This window comes from Ruegeria sp. ANG-R (assembly GCF_000813985.1).
Classification (GTDB): Bacteria; Pseudomonadota; Alphaproteobacteria; order Rhodobacterales; family Rhodobacteraceae; genus Ruegeria.
In genome coordinates this window covers 130,607-152,467 of the sequence record NZ_JWLJ01000001.1, presented here as the reverse complement: position 1 = coordinate 152,467, position 21,861 = coordinate 130,607, and the positions used below count along the sequence as shown (strand labels likewise).

Annotated in this window: 26 protein-coding genes; 10 read left to right on the top strand and 16 right to left on the bottom strand. The window is 54.1% G+C overall.

Annotation, left to right across the window (positions count from 1 at the left end):
* Nucleotides 1-1,113, bottom strand: coding sequence for an efflux RND transporter periplasmic adaptor subunit (locus tag RA27_RS00645; RefSeq protein WP_039533966.1), 1,113 nt, complete (start codon nt 1,111-1,113; stop codon nt 1-3).
* 46 nt (nt 1,114-1,159) lie between these two features.
* Complete coding sequence (locus tag RA27_RS00640; protein WP_039533964.1) at nt 1,160-1,612, bottom strand: hypothetical protein; 453 nt, start codon at nt 1,610-1,612, stop codon at nt 1,160-1,162.
* A gap of 117 nt (nt 1,613-1,729) precedes the next feature.
* Here RA27_RS00640 and RA27_RS00635 point away from each other — a divergent pair, with 117 nt between their 5' ends.
* The gene (locus RA27_RS00635) at nt 1,730-2,620 is read left to right on the top strand and encodes a LysR family transcriptional regulator (protein ID WP_082025003.1); all 891 of its coding nucleotides are present in this window, start codon (nt 1,730-1,732) and stop codon (nt 2,618-2,620) included.
* Between the two features lie 3 nt (nt 2,621-2,623).
* On the opposite strand, the gene RA27_RS23015 is transcribed toward RA27_RS00635, so the two are convergent.
* The 3 genes from RA27_RS23015 to RA27_RS00610 all read right to left on the bottom strand — a co-directional run bounded on the left by RA27_RS23015 (nt 2,624) and on the right by RA27_RS00610 (nt 5,862).
* Nucleotides 2,624-3,508 carry an arginase family protein gene (locus RA27_RS23015; RefSeq protein ID WP_082025002.1) on the bottom strand — a complete coding sequence of 295 codons (885 nt, stop codon included), beginning with the start codon at nt 3,506-3,508 and terminating at the stop codon, nt 2,624-2,626.
* Between the two features lie 359 nt (nt 3,509-3,867).
* Entirely contained in the window at nt 3,868-4,605 is a 738-nt protein-coding gene (locus RA27_RS00620; RefSeq protein WP_152610618.1) for a hypothetical protein, read from the bottom strand.
* Between the two features lie 744 nt (nt 4,606-5,349).
* Nucleotides 5,350-5,862 carry a hypothetical protein gene (locus RA27_RS00610; RefSeq protein WP_039533952.1) on the bottom strand — a complete coding sequence of 171 codons (513 nt, stop codon included), beginning with the start codon at nt 5,860-5,862 and terminating at the stop codon, nt 5,350-5,352.
* Nucleotides 5,863-5,952: 90 nt separating this feature from the next.
* Here RA27_RS00610 and RA27_RS00605 point away from each other — a divergent pair, with 90 nt between their 5' ends.
* Genes RA27_RS00605 through RA27_RS23435 form a run of 4 tightly spaced genes read left to right on the top strand, consistent with a single transcriptional unit; the run spans nt 5,953 to nt 8,711 of the window.
* Nucleotides 5,953-6,876 carry a bifunctional helix-turn-helix transcriptional regulator/GNAT family N-acetyltransferase gene (locus tag RA27_RS00605; protein ID WP_039533950.1) on the top strand — a complete coding sequence of 308 codons (924 nt, stop codon included), beginning with the start codon at nt 5,953-5,955 and terminating at the stop codon, nt 6,874-6,876.
* Nucleotides 6,873-7,757, top strand: coding sequence for a DMT family transporter (locus RA27_RS00600; protein WP_039533949.1), 885 nt, complete (start codon nt 6,873-6,875; stop codon nt 7,755-7,757). Before RA27_RS00605 ends, RA27_RS00600 begins: the two co-directional genes overlap by 4 nt.
* Nucleotides 7,758-7,771: 14 nt before the next feature.
* The gene (locus RA27_RS00595) at nt 7,772-8,194 is read left to right on the top strand and encodes a thioesterase family protein (RefSeq protein ID WP_039533948.1); all 423 of its coding nucleotides are present in this window, start codon (nt 7,772-7,774) and stop codon (nt 8,192-8,194) included.
* Between the two features lie 40 nt (nt 8,195-8,234).
* The gene (locus RA27_RS23435; RefSeq protein ID WP_082025047.1) at nt 8,235-8,711 is read left to right on the top strand and encodes a nuclear transport factor 2 family protein; all 477 of its coding nucleotides are present in this window, start codon (nt 8,235-8,237) and stop codon (nt 8,709-8,711) included.
* A gap of 102 nt (nt 8,712-8,813) precedes the next feature.
* On the opposite strand, the gene RA27_RS00585 is transcribed toward RA27_RS23435, so the two are convergent.
* A complete protein-coding gene (locus tag RA27_RS00585) occupies nt 8,814-9,494 on the bottom strand; it encodes a DUF1295 domain-containing protein (protein WP_039533945.1) in 681 nt (226 codons plus the stop codon).
* A 13-nt stretch (nt 9,495-9,507) separates the two neighbouring features.
* Nucleotides 9,508-9,978, bottom strand: a complete 471-nt coding sequence (locus tag RA27_RS00580; RefSeq protein WP_193746448.1) for a DUF2269 family protein — start codon at nt 9,976-9,978, stop codon at nt 9,508-9,510.
* A gap of 97 nt (nt 9,979-10,075) precedes the next feature.
* Here RA27_RS00580 and RA27_RS00575 point away from each other — a divergent pair, with 97 nt between their 5' ends.
* Entirely contained in the window at nt 10,076-10,552 is a 477-nt protein-coding gene (locus RA27_RS00575) for a TetR/AcrR family transcriptional regulator (protein WP_039536753.1), read from the top strand.
* An 8-nt stretch (nt 10,553-10,560) separates the two neighbouring features.
* On the opposite strand, the gene RA27_RS00570 is transcribed toward RA27_RS00575, so the two are convergent.
* Nucleotides 10,561-10,752, bottom strand: a complete 192-nt coding sequence (locus tag RA27_RS00570; protein WP_052265122.1) for a hypothetical protein — start codon at nt 10,750-10,752, stop codon at nt 10,561-10,563.
* Between the two features lie 457 nt (nt 10,753-11,209).
* Between RA27_RS00570 and RA27_RS00565 the strand changes: the two genes are divergently transcribed.
* Nucleotides 11,210-11,578 carry an STAS/SEC14 domain-containing protein gene (locus tag RA27_RS00565; RefSeq protein ID WP_039533942.1) on the top strand — a complete coding sequence of 123 codons (369 nt, stop codon included), beginning with the start codon at nt 11,210-11,212 and terminating at the stop codon, nt 11,576-11,578.
* Between the two features lie 223 nt (nt 11,579-11,801).
* Nucleotides 11,802-12,296 carry a hypothetical protein gene (locus RA27_RS00560; protein WP_152610617.1) on the top strand — a complete coding sequence of 165 codons (495 nt, stop codon included), beginning with the start codon at nt 11,802-11,804 and terminating at the stop codon, nt 12,294-12,296.
* 519 nt (nt 12,297-12,815) lie between these two features.
* On the opposite strand, the gene RA27_RS00555 is transcribed toward RA27_RS00560, so the two are convergent.
* Complete coding sequence (locus tag RA27_RS00555; RefSeq protein ID WP_039533937.1) at nt 12,816-13,190, bottom strand: hypothetical protein; 375 nt, start codon at nt 13,188-13,190, stop codon at nt 12,816-12,818.
* 404 nt (nt 13,191-13,594) lie between these two features.
* Nucleotides 13,595-15,880, bottom strand: coding sequence for an adenosylcobalamin-dependent ribonucleoside-diphosphate reductase (locus RA27_RS00550; RefSeq protein WP_039533935.1), 2,286 nt, complete (start codon nt 15,878-15,880; stop codon nt 13,595-13,597).
* Nucleotides 15,881-16,001: 121 nt separating this feature from the next.
* Between RA27_RS00550 and RA27_RS00545 the strand changes: the two genes are divergently transcribed.
* Nucleotides 16,002-16,433 carry a DUF1489 domain-containing protein gene (locus tag RA27_RS00545; RefSeq protein WP_039533931.1) on the top strand — a complete coding sequence of 144 codons (432 nt, stop codon included), beginning with the start codon at nt 16,002-16,004 and terminating at the stop codon, nt 16,431-16,433.
* Here RA27_RS00545 and hisG read toward each other — a convergent pair.
* From hisG to hisS, 3 genes are read right to left on the bottom strand one after another with little or no spacing between them, the layout of a single operon-like run.
* The gene (gene hisG, locus RA27_RS00540) at nt 16,430-17,119 is read right to left on the bottom strand and encodes an ATP phosphoribosyltransferase (protein ID WP_039533929.1); all 690 of its coding nucleotides are present in this window, start codon (nt 17,117-17,119) and stop codon (nt 16,430-16,432) included. The two genes, RA27_RS00545 and hisG, sit on opposite strands and share 4 nt — an antisense overlap.
* Nucleotides 17,116-18,204 carry an ATP phosphoribosyltransferase regulatory subunit gene (locus tag RA27_RS00535; RefSeq protein ID WP_039533928.1) on the bottom strand — a complete coding sequence of 363 codons (1,089 nt, stop codon included), beginning with the start codon at nt 18,202-18,204 and terminating at the stop codon, nt 17,116-17,118. The genes hisG and RA27_RS00535 overlap by 4 nt, the downstream gene beginning before the upstream one ends.
* A gap of 3 nt (nt 18,205-18,207) precedes the next feature.
* The gene (gene hisS / locus RA27_RS00530; protein WP_039533924.1) at nt 18,208-19,842 is read right to left on the bottom strand and encodes a histidine--tRNA ligase; all 1,635 of its coding nucleotides are present in this window, start codon (nt 19,840-19,842) and stop codon (nt 18,208-18,210) included.
* 125 nt (nt 19,843-19,967) lie between these two features.
* Here hisS and RA27_RS00525 point away from each other — a divergent pair, with 125 nt between their 5' ends.
* The gene (locus RA27_RS00525; protein ID WP_039533922.1) at nt 19,968-20,162 is read left to right on the top strand and encodes a SlyX family protein; all 195 of its coding nucleotides are present in this window, start codon (nt 19,968-19,970) and stop codon (nt 20,160-20,162) included.
* A 4-nt stretch (nt 20,163-20,166) separates the two neighbouring features.
* Here the strand turns inward: RA27_RS00525 and RA27_RS00520 are convergent, their stop codons facing one another.
* The 3 genes from RA27_RS00520 to RA27_RS00510 form a co-directional block, all read right to left on the bottom strand.
* Entirely contained in the window at nt 20,167-21,072 is a 906-nt protein-coding gene (locus RA27_RS00520) for an SRPBCC family protein (protein ID WP_039533920.1), read from the bottom strand.
* 120 nt (nt 21,073-21,192) lie between these two features.
* Complete coding sequence (locus RA27_RS00515; protein WP_052265207.1) at nt 21,193-21,561, bottom strand: hypothetical protein; 369 nt, start codon at nt 21,559-21,561, stop codon at nt 21,193-21,195.
* Between the two features lie 5 nt (nt 21,562-21,566).
* Nucleotides 21,567-21,776: a YMGG-like glycine zipper-containing protein gene (locus tag RA27_RS00510; protein WP_039533917.1), complete on the bottom strand. Its 210-nt coding sequence runs from the start codon at nt 21,774-21,776 to the stop codon at nt 21,567-21,569.
* Nucleotides 21,777-21,861 lie beyond the last annotated feature (85 nt).

Below are 21,861 nucleotides of genomic sequence, written 5' to 3'. Positions count from 1 at the left end.
TCACCAGCCGCCCGCATCTTGCGGGGCCTGGGGCAGATCATCGACCACATAGGTCAGAACACCGGGATACAGTTTGAACGCGCCATCCGCCGCGACCAGTTGGCCCTGTCCCAGACCACCGCCGATCAGCACGCGATCGCCGTGGTAATACACATCGGTCACATCGTTGCGCTTGGCACGGAAAGCGCCCTCCTGTTCAGCAGGCTCCAGCACGTTCACAAACTGCCCATAGGCGTCGGACTGCAGGGCGGTGACCGGCAACTCGACCACTTGCACAGGTGCGCTCAGCGAAAGCTCAACCTCGACAAAGCTACCATGTGACAGATAACGAACGGGGGCTTCCAGCTGAACTTCGGCGCGATAAAGACGGGTGCGCGTATTCGGCGCAACCTCTGGACCCCGCGAGATGATACGGCCAGCCAGTGCCTGCCCCTGAACATCTTTGATCTGCAAATCATCGCCAACAGCAAGATCCCCAAGGAACTGCGGAAGGCGGAAGTCCACCCAAAGCGTCTCGCGCTGGTCGGTGATCCGCGTCACCTCGGCCCCGATTGTCAAATACTGCCCCATCGAAAGCAGCCCCGGACGGGTTTGCCCGGAAAAGGGTGCACGGATGGTTTTTTGCGCAATGGTCTGTTCGATCACAGCCACCTCAGAACGCGCCATGTCATAGGTCGCCTGCGCCTGATCCAGCCGCACCTTATTTGCGTTGCCCGAACCAAAGAGCTTTTCCGCCCGGTCAAGGTCCAGTCGCGCCAATTCAACCTCGGCACGCGCACCGGTCAGACGCGCCAGCTCAGACCCGACATCCAGCTGCACAAGCAACTGCCCTTCTTCAACTCTATCTCCAGGATCGAAGCCAAGCTCAGTGATCTGACCTGCATGTTGACTTTGAATAACAACGTAGTTCGGAACAACAACCTCACCGGACAGGCGGGTGACAGGGGCGAAGGAAGAAAGCTCGGTTGTCACTGCTTCGACGCTCTCGGAATGCTCGGGATACGCCTTCCCCGCAGCGATAGCCGCCGAGATTTGAGTGAATTTAATAAACCCAAGACCGCCAATTACAGCGGTCAAGAATATGGTTAAAATGATCCAACGCAGAAACTTCATTTGATCACCTCAAAGGGAGTGGCCGGTGTTGCCCGGCCGGTTAAGTTCAGATGTGGCGAAAAACCATCGTGGCGAGAGTGGAGATCCAAAGCAGTTGGAGTGCGCGTTCCCAAAGGCCGATCCGCCGGGCGATGGCCTCCAGCTCAGTTTGCGCAACGCCGTTGCTGCGAGACCTGGCCAGTTTTTTCCACCCCATCGAAATGGGTAAAGCGCCGATCACGAACATCACAATCGCAAGGTAAGCCCCCACGTGAATAGGGGTAGGCTGGTCTTCCCAACCACCGGTCTGGGACATGAGCCACGTTCCTGCTGCGAGCGTTGCAAAACCTGCAAAGGCACCCAGGATGCCATTCTTTAAGAGGAAGGTTTTGGGATCGGTCCGTTGATCCAAACCTTCACGGGCAAACAGCAGAGCCTTCTGCCCACCACCAATAGTCAACCCGAACCAAAGTGCGGCAAACAAGATATGAACAAAGCGGGCTGCGAGATAAGGGTCCATGACAACCTCTCTTCATGGCGATGGGATTTGTTTCAGAGTCGAGAGGCATATAGAGGTGTTCAAATTTACCTTGAACGAATAATAATTGGCATGAGTTGTTAAAAAAATGGACATATCATGCCTCTCCCCCCATCTGCTGATCGCTTGATAGAGTTCAAGGCCATTGTTGAGGCTGGCAGTATTTCCAGAGCAGCCGATCTCCTACAACTCACACGTCCGACATTGAGCCGTCGCCTGGGCGAGTTAGAGGATATCTTGGGGCTCAGGCTACTCCAACGCACCACCCGCGATCTCTTTCTGACCCCAGCCGGGCGTGAGCTTTATATCCGTGCAGAACGGATCGCCGCCGACGTCGAAGCCACTTGGGGTGCTATGAAGCAATTTGATGAAGAGCCGCAGGGCGTTTTGAGGGTCTCTGTTCCCGACAGCGAATTGGCCGCAGTTCCCCTGTTTACAGACTTTGCGGCCGAATTCCCCAAGGTTGAGCTGGATGTATTGGTGGCCAATGTCAGCATGGACCTACGCGCAGAAGGTATCGATGTCGCTTTGGTTTTTGACGAGGTCGGCGACCCGTCCCTGATTGCAAAAAGCATGTATTTCAATCGGAATTTTGCGATGGCGACCAAGAGCTACCGAGACAAGTTTGGCCTGCCGGAAAGACCAGAAGATCTTCAGAATCACGACTGCATCGTGATGCGCGACAACGAAGGGATGCCCCAGCTTCAGTGGCCTCTTACAAACGGGGAAACGATTAAGGTCAAACCAAAGATGTTGGCTTCCGGGTTTCGACTGATGGTTCAGGCCGTCTATGCGGGATTAGGAATAGGATTGCTGCCCGAGAATGCCCTTGTAAAAAACAAAGATCTGATCGCATTGTTTCCGGATCTGTTGTGCCGTGAATCCCATTTCAGACTTGTCTATGTCGAGCGCGAATACCAACTTCCTCATGTTCGGGCGTTTATTGAGAGATCCGACAAGTTCTGGAATAACTGGCTGACTCAGTGGTGATCATCATGCTTGGTGTGAGCAACCACCCCTGCCACTTACGCGCCCGGCAGCTATGGCAACTGCGCTCATGAGCTTGCGGCAGGCTTTAGCTGTTTTGCCGCTATCATCCAGATCGCCGTTCCAGCCGCTGAGAGACAGTGCACAGATACGATTGTTTGTGGCGAATTCCGAACAATGCTCGATCACCTCCTCCAGGGGCAGGCCATTGGGAACGGGATAGTTGTTGGCAGGAACGTCCAGGGCGTCAACGACATCATTGTCGATATGAAGATGCACCGGTCGGTCAAAGAACAGGTTTTTTAACTCCGTGACGCTGATTTCATGCACGTCAGAGGCGTCAAGACCTTCGCGCTCGGGTGGGTCATAGTCACGCGCGCCGACCAGCCAACAATCCGATTCTGCCAATGGGACATGACCCGTCGTCTTGGGTAAAGAAAGGTTGCCCCGACCAACCATCTTCGCAAGAGGCATACCGCCCAAGAAACCAGTCGGCGAGTTTTCTTCTGTATTGAAATCCGGATGGGCATCAAGCCAGACCAGAACCGGGTTTAGCCCTGCCTGTTGCAGGCCTGACATAACCGGCAGACTGGCCCCGCAGTCACCGGCAATTGAAACAGGAAGATCACCACTCAACACTGCCTCTTTCACAAATCCAGCTATTGGGCGGTGCGTTCGCTGCAAAGTTCCAGGCGACCTATCCGCCAATGGGCCAACATTATTCAGGTCAAAGGGCATATCGTCAGGAACGGCATTCATCAAAGCGGCATCGTGTTCATCGAAGAAGTAGGGCGTTACTATCCAGCGCTGGCGCATTGAGTATCTCACCTTAGAAATGGGTGTATCCGCAAAATCATCTGGCATTGCTGCCGCCACATAGCCCAGATGCAACTCAAGATTCTGGGCCCTGGCGCGCTCTGCCGGTTTGACCTCGGCAGCAACCTGCTCCCGTCCGTTAATGTGTGGAGCTGGTCCACAACCTTACGGCGCTCACGGCCATCGGCATCGACAATCTCAATGGCAGGCGGCGGCTCGGCCATGTCAGCCAAGGGTAAAGATAAAGATGCAGCATTGGCCATGGTAACGACTTTCACACTTTCACAGACTGATGCAAAGCCTGATCAGTAGCTGAGCAAAGCAGCCAGGCTTCTTTTCCAGACCACGCAGCTCATGATAGCAGTCATTGGTACAGATCGTAGCGAACAGCGGAAGAGAGCCCAAAGTGTTCGGTGCTGCACCACTAACGAACGTCAGGTCATATCTTGAGTCATGCTGACGTTGTTGAATTGACCTGCCGCCAAGTCTTCCGGGCTGATCCATAACTGAACAACCATGTCTGGCCCAAACTCTATAGGAAGACCAAAGCTGTCGCCGAATTGCATGAGCAGTACATCATTTGCGTGATCGGTTACAGCAGATTGAATCTCGAAACCTTGCCCGAACATTTGCAAGGGCATCGTACCGAGGGAGAAATCATTTGGCGATGAAGTGCCGCTTGCATGTATGATGCGACTATTCCAGCGCGAGTCCTGCGGCAGGCGATCAAACAGAGATTTATGCCGAATTTCCGCGTTCTTGCTTGCGTCGGAAAACGCTTCTAGAGCGGCAACGAACATATTACCCGCATGTTTGTCATGCCCTGGAATAGCATGATCCAACAAACTAACTCGTAGACCCAAACTGTAACCTTCGTTATCTTCTTCGGTACCGTGTCGGTCAATCTCCACCAGCATTTCGACAAATGCCCGCAACAAGACCTCTGACGGATATCCAATTTCGAATTGAGATAGAGCCATCCAACGCAAGGCTTGATAGTCGAAACTCAGCTCAATGGGTGCAGAGTCACTAAAATAGCGAAAGATTGGCTTTCGACCTTTGCCAAATACCCTGATTTCAGCACGTTCTCTCTTTTTCTGACATTGGCGCACCCTTCGTTTCGGTAAGAAATGCGTATATCCAGCCTCCAACATTTCCTGAAAATGACCCAAAGCGATGTCACAGCAATTTAGGTAAAAGTTCCGGGACCAATCAAAAATGAAACTCCAGTCTAGGTGGTGGGGCTCCAACGAACTGTTGAATTGAAGAAAGTTTCGAGGGATTGCTTTGTGAAACTTGTTGAGGTCATAGAAACCGCTTGCTGAAATTCGTTCAGGAGGGTGTGGAAATGGACGTTCTTTTTTAGCTTTCTGAAGAGCTTTAGCAATGGCGCCCTCGTGGTGCGCTATATCTGTCTCATGCTCACGTTTTAAGTTTGTAACTAGTGGGTTAGTGGCGCGGGATGACTTGAACGGCAATGCATCGGCAAACTATCGAACGAGAACCTTGCCCCCGTCCGTAGTGCCGTCTTGGTGCACATGGTACGCCTTAGACCAATCGTCACCAATGAGCGATGTTAAGTTTTCGGGCGGTTCTCTTTCTGGAATATCGGAGACAGCCTCTGGCCAGTATCGTACCTCGGCATTGGCAAAACCGTAAATCATATCGCTGTCGAGCGGTAAAAAAAGAGCGCACCCCCGTGCCGCGCCACCAATAGTAGTCGCTCGCATTTTCTTTAGCCGCGCTTTCAACAGTGTATTTTCCAATTTGGCCGGTTAGTGCGAATTCGATGGCGTCACAGATTGCACTCTTTCCCACGCCGTTACGGCCACTGATTACAGTGAACCCGCCCCCAAACTCAATTCGTACTTTGTCACGAAAGCCACGAAACCCAGAAACTTCGATAAAGTCTAACTTCATCTTTTTGACCTCAAGAGCTCTGCCACTTCAGCTGGCGATGCCGAACCGAGAAAGCCCTCCAAGGCTTCCGGCGAAATATCCGTCGATCTTTTCCTTAAACGCTCGTCGAGATCAGCGTTGCTTATGACAGGACGGGCCCGGAGCGGGGCCAATGGCATCAATGCGTTCTCCAAGTCATCAACGGTTTGGACATTGTGGCGAGCTATTTTTCGGGTCATAGAGAAATCTTCTTCCAGCTTTTCCACGGGTCGCCGCAAATCTGGCGCATGCTCAGCAGTAAGAAAAACCGAATAGACATTCCAAGCCTTGGCACCAGCTGATCGTAACGCGATAGCGTGGCGTGCAAGCACTTGGTCTTGTTTGCTTTGCCAGTCCGATAGAAGTTCTTGAGCGGTTTCAAATACATGTAAAAATCCAACAATCGACTGGTTTTCAAAACAAGTCGTCGGCGGTTGTGCTCCAGGCCAGGTCCAAGTCTCATAGCCTGCTTCACGTAAGATCGCCGTCATACATTTTCTGCGCTCTGCTATTTTCTACCATTGCATTTCTTCCGTATTGCTGCATGTTGCCTTTAGCAACACATAGAGATATAAGTCAACATGATGGATGAAAACGTCGCCGCCTTTCGGGAATTCAACCGCTTCCACACACGTCTTGTCGGGGCGCTAAATGAGCGTTTGCTGGCTTCCGACTACACGCTTCCACAGGTGCGGGTGCTTTATGAGGTCGCAAATGCCGTGCCTGCCAACCCGCCTTCTGCCCGCGATTTGGGCGAAGTATTGGGAACGGATACCGGCTATCTCAGTCGCATCGTGAACGGGCTGGTAAAGGACGGGCTGATTGATCGGATTCCGTCAAAAACCAATGCAAAGAGACTGGAACTCACCCTGTCTGATAAGGGGCGGGAGGTGTTTGCCGGATTGAATGCAGCCTCTGCCGAAGAAGCCGCCGGACTTCTTGAAAAACTGTCGGATACTGAGCAGAGGGAGTTGATTGGCGCTATGGGCCGTATTCGTCGCCTATTGGGCGACACACCAAAGGACAGCACCTTTGTCCTGCGCGACCCTGAACCGGGCGACCTTGGAACGATCACGCACCAACATGGACGCCTCTATGCCAAGGAATATGGCTGGGATTGGACCTTTGAAGCGCTGGTGGCCGAAATCGTCGGGCATTTCGCAAAGTCCTATGATCCGGATTGCGAGCGTTGTTGGGTTGCTGAACGCGATGGCGCAGTGATCGGATCGGTGTTTATCGTCCGCGAGGACGAGGAAACCGCCAAGCTGCGCTTGCTCTACGTCGATGAAAGCGCGCGCGGTCTGGGCCTTGGACGGAAGCTGGTGGAAGAAACCCTGCGTTTCGCCCGCGCCAAGGGCTACAAGCGCATGGTGCTATGGACCAATGATGTGTTGGTCTCGGCCCGGCGCATTTACGAGGCGGCAGGGTTCGAGCTGCTGGAAGAAGAACCGCATCACAGCTTTGGCAAAGACCTCGTTGGTCAGGTTTGGGGGCGCGATCTGTGAATCTGACACTTTGGGCAGCGGTGGCAACCGGTTTGCAGGTCGGCGCAGCCATGGTCGCCAGTGAGGCGGTTGTGGCCGAGGTCGGTGCCGGGCGGCTTGGCTTTCTGCGCTATGCCATCGGACTGATCGTTCTGCTGCCCTTCGCGCTCCGTTCTCCGACAGAACGGATCAGTCGCCGTGATCTGCTACCGGTTGCCTTGATCGGTATGGGGCAGTTCGGCTTGCTGATCGCTTTCCTCAATCTGGCCGTTCTAAACACCAGTTCCGCACAGGTGTCGCTTGTCTTTGCAACGCTTCCGCTGATGACAATCGCGGTCGGCTGGCTGGTTTTTCGAAGCCGGATTGGCAAACGGGACTTTGCAGCCATCATTCTGACGATTGCTGGCGTGGCTGTGCTTGTGGGTAGCGATGCACTTGCCGGGGCAATCACCAACCCAGAACTTACGGGGTTGATCTTTGCTGCGTTGGCCACGTTGACTGGTGCGGTCTGTTCCACATTCTACGGGCCGTACCTCAAACGCTACGGCGTATTAAATGTCAGTGTGGTTGCTATGGCAGCGTCGCTCATTCCCCTTGGAGTGATGGCGTCGCTCGAAGGCGGTGGCAAACCTGCTCAGGATTGGTCAGTTCAAACCCTAACGCTTGTCGGCCTTATAGGTCTGTCCAGTGGCATTGGCTATCTTCTGTGGCTCTTCGCCTTGAAACACGCAGCCGCAGGTATTGTGACGGGGTTCCTGTCCCTTAGCCCGATGACCGCTGTTCTCCTGTCCATCCTGTTCCTCAACACTACTGCAACTGCCTCACTGATTTTGGCCCTCACCCTCGTAATCGGTGGGTTGGCCATCACGGCAACTTCAACGAAACAAACGCATCCTGCCTGAAAGGAAAAACACCATTGCTGGACACCCTGCAACCCGGCCTGAAACACGAGGCCAGCCTGACCGTCACTGATGCGATGCTGGTTCCGAACGTGAATAGCGATCTGGCCGCCTTTGCCGACATGCCGCACGTCTTCGCGACCGCCATGATGGTGGGCTTCATCGAGGCGACCTGCATTGAATGTCTGCAAGGCCATCTGGAACCGGGCGAACATACCGTTGGCACCCACATCAATGTTAGCCATACCGCAGCGACACCGCAAAGTATGACCGTGCGGGCATCCGTCACATTGGACCGCATAGAAAGGAAGATGCTCTGGTTCCGAGTAGAGGCATTCGATGAGAAGAGCCTGATCGGCAAAGGTAGTCATCAGCGGGCGATCATCAATGTTGATCGGTTCGTGAAGCAGGTGAAAGACAAAGCGGGTGCGATCAGTTAACTCCAGAACTTCAGGACGTCGAACGGAAGTGGATCAGGATATGCGACCAAAGGAATTGGTGTCTGCTTGGGTTAAGGCCTTTAATGCAGGAGATGCCGATGCAATCGGTGAATTCTACGTAGATGAGGCGGTAAATCATCAGGTTGCAAATGCACCGATAAAAGGAAAGTACGCCATCGTTGAGATGTTTGCTTCGGAGTTTTCCCAGGCCGAAATGACCTGCATCGTGGAGAACATTTTTGAAGACGGGGAATGGGCTATTCTGGAATGGAAAGATCCAAATGGCCTTCGCGGGTGCGGCTTCAGCGAAGTTCAGAACACCGTGCATCTGAGCTGTCAGCCAGGTCTGCTCGCTCGCGCGAACGGCAAGACCAGCCTTGACCTCGTCGCCTGCCCGCAGCTTGTCGCATTTGAGCGTGGTGATATCTGTCCCAAAGAAGATCTCCAATGGAGAGAGGTTATAGGAATAGTGCATCGTCGAGGCATGGATCGGCCAAAGGTCGGTCGGCGTCGCTAAAGCACAGGTTCTTTCCGTCTCCAGAATGGATTTTAATAGGTCCAGCCCATCGCTTTCCATATTATTTTTCCTAAAGCTTGAGATACCTTCGCTATTGGATGATTAATAGATGAAGGGCAGGAATTTGGCTGTTTTCGCAGCATAAGCTTTGAACTCATCGCCATAGCGGTCGGCCAGATACTCATCCAGCGGCGGGATGTGATACGTGATGAACAGATAGGTCATCAGCGCGGGGATCGCGAAAGCCCAAAGCGAGGCGGTCAGGATGGCCCAGCCGGTAAACAGGATACTGTCGCCCAGATAGTTGACGTGCATGGAATAGCCGAAGAGCCCACCCGTATAGCAACGTCCTTTGGATCCCGGCAGCTTCTTCCAGGCACGGCGCTGCAATTCCGACCCTGTGTTCATGCACGAGCCGATCAACAGCAGCGCGACACCAAACCAGTCCCAGCCACCAAATGGTTTCTCTACGCCAGACAACAGGCCAGCACCAAGCAGCAGGAAGCCGATTTCAAAGATGGCGATGAAGACTGTCAGACCCAGACCTTCCCCCAGTTCGACCTTGCGCTGAAGCAGCACGAACAGGGTGATCAAGTGGCGCAGGAAGTACAGAACGGCAGCTGCAGCCAGCACTTTGGCGCGCGTCGGGTCCGCCCATTCAAAGCCGCCGAATGCCAACCACAGACAGATTGACACGATGATGGCATGTAGCAGGGCGAAAGTTACTTTTACCCCGAAGGAGCGGTCATAAGAGCGGTCAACGCCGCCATATTTGGTAGACATTTCAGCCCTCCATTCAGAATGGTTTGAAGATCATAAGGATTAGGGCGACGATGCTCATCACAAAGGCTGCACCGCCAATAGGCGAGGCTTTGGAAAAGGTTGTCTGATAGGAGGCGGGCAAAGCAGTTAGCGCTTCGTCCGCAGCCGCGGTTGCAATGTCGCGTAATTTCCGCTCGATCCTGTCCCCGATCACAAAGGCCAGAAGCAAGCCTAGGCTTAGGACGAATGCGGCAGCCAGCCAGCCGGTCGACCAGTCATAGCCCAGAAGCGTCATCATCCACAGGCCGGACGCCGGGATTATCAACAGCGACGGTCCCATGAACAGCTTGTTGATGCGCGTTACGACCCGCAGTAGTGCCGCCGCTTCCACTGGCGTTGAAGCCTTCGCCTGTGCATGGATCACACCATTAACTATGGTCGCTCCTACCATGACGATAGTGGCTAGGATGTGGATCAATTTCATTGAAAGGAATAGGTCCGGCATGGCGCTCCCACCTTTACCGTCCATCTGGACTATTTAAGCCCTATGGACCCTATGTTCAATTCATGTCAATCCTAATTTGGACCAAATGGACGAAAAAATGCCGAAGATAGTAGATCACAAAGCCCATAGCCAGGATCTGGCGCAGCGGGCGACCAAGTATTTCTCGGAACATGGATATGCTGGAACCAGCATGCGTAACGTCGCGACCTATCTGGGCGTGTCAAAAAGCGCGCTCTATCACTACTTTCCAACCAAGGAAGACCTGTTTCTGGCGTGTACAAAAGAGGTGATGGCAACGTTCGATGAGGGTTTTGTCGATCCAGAAGCGACAGAAGAACAAAACCTCGCACGTCTGACGGATGTCATGCGCCAGGATTTTCCAACCGAAATCGCCCTAGTCTGTGACTATCTGCGCGGCAAATCGGCAGCGGAAATTGCCGGAGATGAGGCCATGCAGGTTTCAATGGAAGTCTATCGCAAGGTGTTTGCAGAGATCGTTGGGGAAGGACGGGCCGAAGAGGTGATGGCCCGTCTGTTTGGTGAGTTGTTGTTGGATTACATGTCAGGAAGATAGGGCAATACCTATTCTGGCTGATAGGGTTCTTCGCGCAGCACGTGGCTGATCAGTATTTTGAAGAACAGGATCGGTAGAAAACACTCAAGATGCTCGGACGCGCCAAACACGTAGAGTGACATGAGCAGGGCGACACCAAAGAGCGACACCGCCCAACTGAATACGACAATCTGGATCACATGGATGGCAACAAAGGTCATATGTTCTTTGAAGCCTTCGCCCGCGCGGAAGAGCCATCACTTTGCCGCTGAGGCTGCATTAGTGATCACCCCTGTTGATCTACACCAATTCAAATTGCGTCGTCGTCGCGACTCGATCTGACATTACGACAGGAACAAGGCCGGCGGTGCCAACACTGGCTGGGTCAGGTGTTTGCAGCAACCGGACTTCGCCAAATGACGAACCGTTACCACGATAGATCAAGTACATTCTTTGCATCGCGTTAATCAGTTAAACAAAGGTTTCAGTTTTATAGTCCAAATGGTCTAAATAAATTGACAAGCTTAAACAGCCCGCCTATCTCGGTCACGTAGCTGTAAGCCCGGGCCACTCAATGGACTCAAACCGACCGAGAGCCAGACAGGCTTAGGGACAACTTACAATGTATCGAAACGATCACGGACTTGATCGTTGCCTTATAAACAAGGAATCAAACGAATGATTACCAAGCTTTCACGCAGCGCAGGCCCGGTATTGGGTTTTGAAATATCTGGCGAAGTGACCCCAGAAATGGCCGCACATCATCGCGAAGTCATTGACGCTGCGATTGCCGAACACGGTAAGATCAGCGTGCTGGCCCATATCACAAAAAATGTGGACTTTAGCGTGGGCACCGCACTTCACCACATTTCCTGGGCGCTCACTCATACGGCTCAATTCAACAAGCTTGCTATTGTCACAGACAACCAGGCTGTCGATTTTTTGGTGAAGGAAATGGACGAACATTTGGCGAAGTTCGCCGCCGTTGACCAAAAGTTCTTTACCTATAAAGAAATCGAAAAAGCGTGGGCGTGGGTCGAAGAATGATCTCCAATATATTGGGGCGTGGATTATCAAAAATTCCTACGAAGCCCCAATTAGATCGCCTTCAGACGTTATCAAAGGCGTCGACTTCGTCAATGGCATCCAGCCATCAAACTACGATCAAACCGCCGCATGACAAACGCTTGGACACCAGAGTTGACAATAATTCAAGTTGACCCTGCGATCAAATAAAGCCGGAAAAATGCAGCAAAATAGGAACTTAGAAATGACCGAGACAAAAAATATCGCTATACAAAAACCTGAACTAACTGAGGCTGAGATTCTTGAAATTCAGGGGCAAGTCACCGAGAAATTAAATAGTTACTACGCTATGGGTCAATACGACGAGCGGGTTAAGACAGACATCTATCATTTTCCGTTCCTCTATTTGGGTGATGAGTTTGCGCCAGCGTTTGCAGGCCAAGATGAAGAAGAAATGTTTGAAGTATCGAAAAAGAGATTTGAGATGCTTGCGAAGGCTGAACCAGATCTGGATCATTCGATTTATTCAATTAACAGCATAACCATTCTTAACAAACTTTCAGTAATTGTTACAGGAAACAATCACTCGTTTCGTAAGGATGGTAGTTTAATCCTTGATGAAGGGGTTATTTACATCTTGAGCAACATCGAAGAAAAAGGCTGGAGGATTACGGCGATGACTTCAATTCCTGTGAATACGAGTTTGGGACTGACGAAAAATTCTACATCTGTCATGTAGTAGATAATAAGAAGTAGGAAGGTCTTTGATATTGATCGTCGAGACCTAAGGACTAGTTATTTTCATAAATCTCGAAAAACCGCCTAGTAGGGCGGTTTTTCTTTGTGATCAGAATATAACTGGATGTACTTGGTGAACAGTTTCGAGAAATTTTGGACACGTTAGTCTCCAGCGCCAACACGGGCTACAAACTTTGACCATACTGAACACCACGCTGAAAGTGCGCGCAGTTAGCAGAGAAGCCGGAACCGCCTAAGGGTTCATTGTCCACACGACCCAACAATAAATGAATGGCTAAACGCCGCCTCGCTCAATGAGTAGTTTTGACACGTTAGCTCTTAATAGCTTTTCGAGTTGTCGGCTGTCCGGCGCGCCACAATCAAAGTGCACTCGTGCAAGCAGGTGAGCCCTCAGGTAGTCGTCGGAACTCTCGTTGATAAATGTATGAGTGCGGGTATCGAGATTTTTTCGACCCAATAGATTGCGAAGTTCCGAAAGGTCTCCAAAATTTGCGAGGCGTCACCACTCTTGCAGTATGGGATTTCCGTCTATTTGATCTTCTGCTTTGCGCTCCAAACCGACGGTCGAAGTTGTTAGGTACCGCAAAGACACTTGCAGCATGGGATTGTCGAGATGAAGTTCGACATAGCTGTCTATAGCGGCCAAAACGCCGGGCGAGTTTATCGTCACCCTGCTGCTTGTTTCCTTGACCTGAACGGCTTTCAATGCACTGCCAGCGGCCATCAGATAATCTTCAGAGACTTCTAGCCAAATGACACCCTCAGGTGATGCCTTTATCCAAGCGAGGGCTGACTGATAAATCTGATAAACGTAGCCGCTTAGTGCGGCTACAGCGTCTCTCTTTGTCGTGCCTTTCGGGGGGAGGGCTGCCAAGTATTTTCCGATCAAAAGTAGTTCTCGAGAGACTACAACTTGTGAGTCTCAATTCAAGCCGAACTCCAAATGAACAGACATAACCTATTGCCAAAAGGGAAAGAGCATTTCTCGCTTGGTGTGCCGAACGAGGCCGAAGGTCGGCACCTATTGCCGCGACGTCCGCTTTTGTGTTTGGAACTGGTTTGTCTCGCACCCGCAGCGAACTTCCGCTTCCCGCCCCTCGCATCAAAGCCTGATAATATCTTCAGCCCAGCGCCATCTCATTCGTCTGTCCTTGTCAGACTTGCGAATGGCCCCAGAAGAAATCCGAGGCCGTATTCTCATATCACCAGCCAAAATGACCTATTGAAACGTTTAGGTCATGTCACATGAAACGCCACACAAGAAGTTTACACACAGCTTCATCCATCACATTTCGAATAACCACAACTGCGGCACGTCATGCAGCCTTCGATCATCACCATGTCGAACTGACCACAGGATGGGCACGCCTTGCCCCGTGGCGCGTCCATGTTGACCACCTGGGCCTGGGGGTCGGATTTCAGACCCATCCCCTCGCCCTCAAGAAAACCGATGGTTACCATATGTTGCTCTATCACGCCGCCGATCGCTGCCAGGATTGAGGGAATATACTTACCCTTCACCCAAGCCCCGCCACGTGGATCGAAGACTGCTTTGAGCTCCTCAACGACGAAGGAAACATCGCCACCGCGCCGAAATACGGCCGAGATCATCCGGGTCAAGGCCAGCGTCCATGCGTAATGCTCCATGTTTTTCGAGTTGATGAAAACTTCGAACGGACGACGGCGGCCGCCGATCACGATATCGTTGATCGTGAGATAGATCGCATGTTCGCTGTCGGGCCATTTTAGCTTATAGGTCGACCCTTCCAGCGATTGCGGACGATCCAGCGGCTCTGACATATAGACGACTTCGCCACCATCGACCTCGTGTGGCGCCACGGCACTTTCCCCCGGCGCTGCGTCGGTGCTTTCCGAAACGGTCAGAACAGAACCGGTCACATCGTTGGGGCGATAGGTCGTGCAACCTTTGCAGCCCTGATCCCAGGCTTGCATATAGACATCCTTGAAGGCGTCAAAGCCGATATCTTCAGGACAATTGATCGTCTTGGAAATCGAACTGTCGATCCATTTCTGCGCCGCCGCCTGCATCCTGACGTGATCAGACGGGGACAGCGTCTGCGCATTCACGAAATAGTCTGGCAGTTCTTTGTCGCCGAACTTGTCGCGCCACATCTGAACGGCATAATCTACAACCTCTTCTTCGGTGCGCGAGCCGTCTTTCTGCAGCACTTTGCGGGTATAGGCATAGGCAAATACAGGTTCGATCCCCGACGACACGTTGCCCGCATACAGGGAAATCGTGCCCGTCGGCGCAATCGAGGTCAGCAGCGCATTACGGATACCATGTTCGCGAATCGCATCTCGGACGTCTTCATCCATCTGCTGCATCGTGCCGCTTGCCAGGTATTTGTCGGCGTCAAACAGAGGGAATGCCCCTTTTTCCCTCGCCAAATCCACCGACGCCAGATACGCGGCGCGTGCAATCGCGTGCAGCCAGCGCTCGGTCTGACGCGCCGCCTCGTCCGAGCCATAACGCAGGCCCAGCATCAGCAGAGCATCGGCCAGACCGGTCACGCCCAGCCCGATGCGGCGTTTGTCCTGCGCCTCGGCCTCTTGTTCGGCCAGCGGGAATTTCGACGCGTCAACCACGTTGTCCATCATGCGAACGGCGGTGGCGACCAGATCCTGCAAAGCGTCCTCATCCAGATGCGCTGCATCCTCAAATGGTTCGGCCACAAGCCGTGCCAGATTGATCGAACCCAGCAAACAGGCGCCATAAGGCGGCAGAGGTTGCTCTCCGCACGGGTTGGTCGCGGCGATGGTTTCGACGTAACTCAGATTGTTGGCCGTGTTGATGCGGTCGATGAAGATCACACCAGGCTCGGCATAGTCATAGGTCGCCTGCATGATCTTGTTCCATAGATCACGGGCCTGAACGGTCTGATAGACCCTGCCCTCGAATGCCAGTTCCCACGGTCCGTCAGCCTTGACGGCCTCCATGAACGGATCTGTCACCAGCACGGACATGTTGAACATGCGCAGGCGCGCCGGGTCGGACTTGGCGGTGATGAACTGTTCGATATCCGGGTGGTCACAGCGCATGGTCGCCATCATTGCCCCTCGGCGCGAGCCTGCGGACATTATCGTGCGACACATGGCGTCCCAGACATCCATGAAGCTCAGCGGGCCCGAGGCATCCGCAGCAACCCCTTTCACATCTGCGCCGCGCGGGCGGATGGTCGAGAAATCATAACCGATCCCCCCACCCTGCTGCATGGTAAGTGCGGCCTCTTTCAGCATATCGAAGATACCGCCCATGCTGTCGGGGATCGTGCCCATCACAAAGCAGTTGAACAGGGTCACCTGACGTGCGGTGCCCGCCCCAGCAGTGATGCGACCAGCCGGCAGGTATTTGAAATCCTCAAGCGCCGTGTAGAACTTTTCTTCCCAATGCGCCGGGTCCTTTTCAACCTGTGCCAAATCGCGCGCAATGCGCCGCCAACTGTCCTCGACCGTCTGATCGATGGGTGTGCCATCCGCCTGTTTGAAGCGGTATTTCATGTCCCAGATCTGCTCGGCGATGGGGGCGGCAAAGCGGCTCATTGGTGATTCCTATTTAACTAAGAGGCATCCAAGATAGACCAAAATCTATGCTGATTGCCACAACTCTTTGACCTCTTCACTTGATGATCTACTATATAAGCTAACCCTTGGGGACGACTCTGTGGATAAGTATATCAACCTCATCAAACTTTCGGTCGGATCAGAAAGCGTCGACACGCTGATCGCATGGCAGGACAGCCGGAAACCTCTCTATGAGGACGGATGCCCGCGCCATGTCACACGCATGTGGCCCAAACGTGAATCCGAGATTTTGAATGGCGGATCAATCTATTGGGTGATCAAAGGAGTCGTCCGATGCCGTCAGCAGATTCTACGGCTGGACGAGGTGCGCGGTGAGGATGGAATCCGCCGCTGTGCCATCGTTCTCGATCCCGAGGTGCACCGCACGCAAAACGCTCTGAAACGCCCGTTCCAAGGCTGGCGCTATCTGAAACCCGAGGATACTCCGGCCGACTTGCCCAAAGGGCGCGAGCAGGACGATGCCCTGCCCGACGACCTGAACCGCGCGCTGGCGGATATCGGCGTGCTTTAGCGCAGCCGATCCAGCAGGTCGTTCAGAACGGTCTTCTCTGCCGCATCGTAACTTGCCACTCGGCTGCGCCACAACGTCGCCTGCGATTGCAGGATCAACCCATCCGACAGGATTTTCAGGTGGTTGGCCCGCAGCGTCTCGCCGGTCGAAGTGATATCAGCAATCGCTTCAGCGGTTTCATTCACGACCGTGCCCTCAGTCGCGCCCTGACTATCGACCAGCGTGTAATCGGCCACCCCCGCTTCGGTCAGAAATTCACGAACCAAACGGTGATACTTGGTGGCGATACGCAACCGGTGCCCGTGCGCCTTGCGGAAACCCGCAGCTGCCGCATCCAGATCGTCCAGCGTATCCACGTCGACCCAGCAGGCAGGTGTTGCGATGATCAAGTCAGCCTTGCCGAACCCAAGCGGGGCGACCTCTTCGACCTGCTGTTCCCACCGCGGCAGTTTCTCTTGCACCAGATCGACGCCAGTCACGCCAAGATGGATACGCCCCGCCGCCAGTTCGCGCGGTATTTCTCCGGCGGATAACAAGATTAGCGAAACGTTTTTGATCCCTTCTACCTTGCCCGCATATTCCCGATCCGATCCGCTGCGCGACAGCGTGATGCCGCGCTTTTCAAACCATGCGAAGGTCTTGTCCATCAATCGGCCCTTCGAGGGCACGCCCAGCTTCAGGCTCATTGTGCACCCTCCTCGACTTCCAGCATCAGGTCCGGACGGATCACGCCGCCGATGGCCGGTATCTCAGCCCCCTCGCCCAACTGCCGGGTCAGCGCGTCATAGCGCCCGCCGGTTGCGACCGGTGGCAGATCGGGACGGCCCTCTGCGTAAAAGCCAAAGACGAAACCGTCGTAATACTCCATCGAGGTTCTGCCATAAGAGGCTTCGAAATCCAGTGTATTCACGTCCACGCCCCGCGCCTGCAAGGCTGCAATACGGGCTTCCAAACGATCCAGCGCGGGCGTGATCTGCGGCAGGTCAACCGCCACGTCGCGCAGTTGTTCCAGCGCAAAAGGCATGGTTTCGCGCACATTCAGCAGCGTCTCCAACCCGGCCAATTCATTGTCCGAGATCGGCGGCGCGGCGCGGTCTTCGCGCAGGGCTTCAATCCGCTCGAGTATTTCGGGCGCGCGGCGTTTACCGATCATGGGCACGTCAATCGCCAACGGGTCAGCTGCGTCAAGCAGAGCATCGCGACCCTCAAGGCCCGCTTTGCGCCCGGCGTATCGGTCCAGCAGAACGCGGAACCGGCGAGGCCGCCAGAGATGCCGCATCAGCGCGGCCTTGCGGCGGTCAGTTGTCTTCAGGCCCGCGACAGCGGCGATCAGAATGCCGATATCACCGGTCGCTGCCCGCAAGGGTAGCCCGCGCAGTTGCAGGGCAAACAGCGAAAAAACCTCGGCATCGGCGCCAGCGGGGTCTTCGCGATCAAAAACCTCGTAGCCGACCTGAATATACTCATTGGACCGGTCCGGATCGTGTTCCTGACGGCGGAACACCTCACCCGAATAGGTATAGCGCGCAGGTTCGGCCCCTTCGGACATGTGCATCTGCACCACCGGCAGAGTAAAGTCCGGGCGCAGCATCTGCTCACCCCGCAGCGCGTCCGAGGTCACATAGGCACGCGCGCGGATATCCTCACCATAGAGGTCTAGCAGCGTACCAGCAGGTTGCAACAGAGGTGTATCGACCACATGCGCACCCGCGGCCTCGAACCGGACACGCATCATCGCGGCGCGAGCCTGTATCTGGGAACGGTTGGGCATGGGTCAGTCCTGACTGTCCAGAATTTCGCGCACCTTGGCGACCAGATCTCCGCGCAGCACTTCAAACTGGCTGGGGCGTTCTTTCCATTCCTCAAGCGTGGCGCTTTCGGCAATCTTTGCGCCAAGAATCAGGTCCTTGATTTGCACAATTCCCTTATCTTTTTCGTCACCACCTTCGATCACAGCGATCGTAGAGTTCCGTTTGTCCGCGTATTTCAGCTGGTTGCCAAAGTTCTTGGGATTGCCCAGATAGACCTCGGCCCGAATGCCTGCATTGCGCAGTTCGGCCACCATGGACTGATAGTCAGCCATCCGATCCCGATCCATGACGGTGACGACCACCGGGCCTGTGGCTTGCGCCGCGATCCGACCTTTTTCGCGCAGAGCGGCCAGCAAGCGATCAACACCGATGGAAATACCCGTCGCGGGCACTTCTTGCCCCGTGAAGCGCTTGACCAAATCGTCATAACGCCCACCGCCAGCAACTGATCCGAACTGACGTTTACGACCCTTTTCATCGAAAATCTCGAAGGTCAGTTCGGCCTCGTAAACCGGTCCGGTGTAGTATCCAAGCCCGCGAACAACCGAGGGATCCAACCTAACCCGATCCGGTCCATACCCTGCTGCAAAGAGTAGTTCGAAAATCTGCCTAAGCTCTTCGACGCCCTGAAAACCGGTGTCTGATTGGCCAACGATTTTTCGCAGATGGTCTAAAACTCGCGTGTTCCAGATTTTGAGTGCATCGAGATTTTGGGAGTATTCGGGATCGTCTTTGAACTCCGGGGAAACTGCATACCTTGCAGCGTCCAACTGTTTGCCGCGTTCTTCATTGCCCTCATCGTATGCGCGCGTCGCTTCGTCCGCTAAAGCTTCGAACACGAACGAATAATAATTGATAAACCCAAGCACTGGCTGCATTTGCGCTTCACTTAGTCCGACACCGTCAATGTAAGCGCCCGACGCATCAAGGCGACCCTTGCCCAAAAGCTCTCGAACGCCAGTCTCCCCGACCTTGTCGAATTTGTCGATTGTTCGAAGAACCGCGTCACGTTGGGCTTCGTCGGCCAGCCCCATGGTTTCGAGCACACCATTCAGAACCTTGCGGTTGTTGACGCGCACCAGATAGTCGCCCCGGGGAATGCCAACGGTCTCCAAAGTGTCCGACAGCATCGCACAAATCTCGGCATCTGCAGCCATCGAGGCCGTGCCTACCGTATCAGCATCACACTGATAAAACTGACGATACCGCCCCGGCCCCGGTTTCTCGTTCCGCCAGACCGGACCCATCGCATAGCGACGATAGGGCGTCGGCAAATCGTTGCGGTGCTGCGCATAGACGCGGGCCAGAGGCGCGGTCAGATCATAGCGCAGGGCCATCCAGTCGCCATTGCCGCCCTCGTCAAACTCCTGCCATGCAAACACACCCTCGTTCGGACGATCCACATCGGGAAGGAACTTGCCCAGCGCTTCGACGGTCTCAACCGCGCTGCTTTCCAAGGCATCGAACCCGTAACGATGATAGACGCCCGCAATCGTCCGCAGCATCTCGGTGCGCTGCGTAACTTCCTCGCCGAAATAGTCACGGAACCCTTTCGGCGTTACGGCCTTGGGGCGGGGCTGTTTCTTGGGCTTGGCCATATGGGGCGTCCTTGGGATTTAGTGTTCCGCGCGCGGTCTATCCCATGGCCTGCATAGGGGCAAGGCGGGGTTTCGCTGGCATTGGGGTCATCGGGTCGCTAAGAGACGCCTATAAGGAGAGCCCCATGCAGCATCTGGAAGAACAGATCGCCCATCTGACCCGCACGGTTGAAGAACTGAACGCGGTCGTCACAAACCAACAGAGCGAGATCGACCGCCTGACCCGTCGCGTCGAGATGTTGCTGCAACGCGAGGCTGAACGGGCGCAAGAAGGCTCAGGTGGCGTTGTGTTCGGTGACGAACGCCCGCCGCATTATTGAAAAGCTAAGACAGGCTAAGCGTCGTTCGATGCTCTAGGCCAGTCATTGACCAGTCTCTTTTTCCACGCGATCTGGCGGCAAACCCATCCAAGGCGTCGCCGAGTTGATCATCGAACCAAAGCGCCAACGCCGTTCGCGGCAACATGGCCTTTTGGTGGTGAAATGCTGTGACCAAGGTTCCACTTTTTCCATCGGGTTCAAGCTTTACATCAAACTCCCCGTCTGTGAGGCGCCGGTTTCTCCCGTGCACGTCACCGGAAAAGCGATAACTGTAATGGGTTGGTGCGTCGCTTGCCAGAACGGTTTGCCGTTGTTTCAGAAAGATGGACGGACCCATCAAATAGGAAACGTCGAAACTGTCGGGCTCTCCGGGCACTGGCTGCACATCGTGCAAAATCTGCTCCCAATTCGCATCAGAGCCGCATTCTGCAAGGGCAAAAGCGGGCCAAACTTCTTCGATCGGGCGTTTGACACGCACGCGTCGGCTGGACTTCCAATCCAGACCAAAGCGAAATCGATCAAGCACGGTGCCGTATATGACGGACATACAGGCCAGAAACAGCGCGACAGATATGATGGCGGTTGCAGCTGCGGGCAGGCCAAATTGCTCGGCTAACCGCTCCGCAGGTCGAAGGGAACAGCTGAGCAACATCCAAAATGATACAATTTCAACCACCATTCGCCAGCGGCGAAAGATCAGAACAAACAGTGCAAGCCCGGCAAATACGATACCGCCGACCACTATGATTGTCAGGCCGGCCGTCAACCACGTGATGAGCGGCCCCGAGAACGTGATCATTTCAACAGATTGTTCTTCGAATTGCCGTCTTCCCTGAACCGCGGCGGTCAACATCAGGAAAATGGTTCCAAACAGCAATCGGCGACGTTGCCTGTAAATCAGTCGAAACATGCTTTGCACACTTAAGTGGTATTACTCAAAGGCAGTTATCGTTGGAGATGTTGTCCACAATATGACCAGCCCAAACTCAATTGAGAGAGCTTGAGCGGAAAATTTCAGGATATCAACCGACTATAAGCCGAGCGTCGATTTCACCGCATTATCGACCACACCACCCAGCAGGGCGTTTTTATCGGCGGCACAACCCTCGGACAGCGCGGCAATAAAGGCCTCGCGCAGCTGGGCCTTTTCCTCGTCGGTGGTCGCGTGGTCTTCAATATTGATCTGACGATTATAAAGCGACAGGGCCGTCATCTTGCCAACAACCGCCACCACAAATTCCTCGTCACCATTCGCCTCTTCTGCGATCGAGGCGCATGTGTAGTGCATCACCGGCAATGCTTCCTGAACCATTTGCTGAGCAGCCTCATCCGTCAAAGCGAATGTCGGGGCCAGAAGGAAGACGGTGCCAACCGTGAGTTTGAACGCAATTTTTTTCATCACATTCATTTCCAGTTATGTCCGATAATCGCTCCGGCGACGCCACCAATCGCAGCCCCCTTGCCGTCTCCGACCAAAGCGCCGACGCCGGCACCGACCAGAGCGCCCGTGACGGTATTTTTCTTCTTATCGTCCGCTTGTGCGGCGGTGGCCAGCACCAAGGCGCACACCGCCGCCACGCTTAGTGATCTGAAAACAATACCTGAATTCGCCATTTCGGAACCCTCCTGTGAAATGACCTTTGAGGATGTTCATCCAGCCTAAAGGTGTCGATCTCGTGTGGCAACAATCTGGTAAGGG

Excerpts from the sequence above, each read along its gene's own strand:
- RA27_RS00515 (WP_052265207.1), bottom strand. The coding sequence starts at position 21,561 with ATGAAAAAAATTGCGTTCAAACTCACGGTTGGCACCGTCTTCCTTCTG.
- hisS (WP_039533924.1), bottom strand. The coding sequence starts at position 19,842 with ATGGCCAAGCCCAAGAAACAGCCCCGCCCCAAGGCCGTAACGCCGAAA.
- hisG (WP_039533929.1), bottom strand. The coding sequence starts at position 17,119 with ATGAGCCTGAAGCTGGGCGTGCCCTCGAAGGGCCGATTGATGGACAAG.
- RA27_RS00575 (WP_039536753.1), top strand. The coding sequence starts at position 10,076 with ATGCCGAAGATAGTAGATCACAAAGCCCATAGCCAGGATCTGGCGCAG.
- RA27_RS00610 (WP_039533952.1), bottom strand. The coding sequence starts at position 5,862 with ATGACGGCGATCTTACGTGAAGCAGGCTATGAGACTTGGACCTGGCCT.
- RA27_RS00510 (WP_039533917.1), bottom strand. The coding sequence starts at position 21,776 with ATGGCGAATTCAGGTATTGTTTTCAGATCACTAAGCGTGGCGGCGGTG.
- RA27_RS00605 (WP_039533950.1), top strand. The coding sequence starts at position 5,953 with ATGATGGATGAAAACGTCGCCGCCTTTCGGGAATTCAACCGCTTCCAC.
- RA27_RS00580 (WP_193746448.1), bottom strand. The coding sequence starts at position 9,978 with ATGCCGGACCTATTCCTTTCAATGAAATTGATCCACATCCTAGCCACT.
- RA27_RS00535 (WP_039533928.1), bottom strand. The coding sequence starts at position 18,204 with ATGCCCAACCGTTCCCAGATACAGGCTCGCGCCGCGATGATGCGTGTC.
- RA27_RS00525 (WP_039533922.1), top strand. The coding sequence starts at position 19,968 with ATGCAGCATCTGGAAGAACAGATCGCCCATCTGACCCGCACGGTTGAA.
- RA27_RS00635 (WP_082025003.1), top strand. The coding sequence starts at position 1,730 with ATGCCTCTCCCCCCATCTGCTGATCGCTTGATAGAGTTCAAGGCCATT.
- RA27_RS00560 (WP_152610617.1), top strand. The coding sequence starts at position 11,802 with ATGACCGAGACAAAAAATATCGCTATACAAAAACCTGAACTAACTGAG.
- RA27_RS00520 (WP_039533920.1), bottom strand. The coding sequence starts at position 21,072 with ATGTTTCGACTGATTTACAGGCAACGTCGCCGATTGCTGTTTGGAACC.
- RA27_RS23435 (WP_082025047.1), top strand. The coding sequence starts at position 8,235 with ATGCGACCAAAGGAATTGGTGTCTGCTTGGGTTAAGGCCTTTAATGCA.
- RA27_RS00585 (WP_039533945.1), bottom strand. The coding sequence starts at position 9,494 with ATGTCTACCAAATATGGCGGCGTTGACCGCTCTTATGACCGCTCCTTC.
- RA27_RS00550 (WP_039533935.1), bottom strand. The coding sequence starts at position 15,880 with ATGAGCCGCTTTGCCGCCCCCATCGCCGAGCAGATCTGGGACATGAAA.
- RA27_RS00645 (WP_039533966.1), bottom strand. The coding sequence starts at position 1,113 with ATGAAGTTTCTGCGTTGGATCATTTTAACCATATTCTTGACCGCTGTA.
- RA27_RS00570 (WP_052265122.1), bottom strand. The coding sequence starts at position 10,752 with ATGACCTTTGTTGCCATCCATGTGATCCAGATTGTCGTATTCAGTTGG.
- RA27_RS00640 (WP_039533964.1), bottom strand. The coding sequence starts at position 1,612 with ATGGACCCTTATCTCGCAGCCCGCTTTGTTCATATCTTGTTTGCCGCA.
- RA27_RS00565 (WP_039533942.1), top strand. The coding sequence starts at position 11,210 with ATGATTACCAAGCTTTCACGCAGCGCAGGCCCGGTATTGGGTTTTGAA.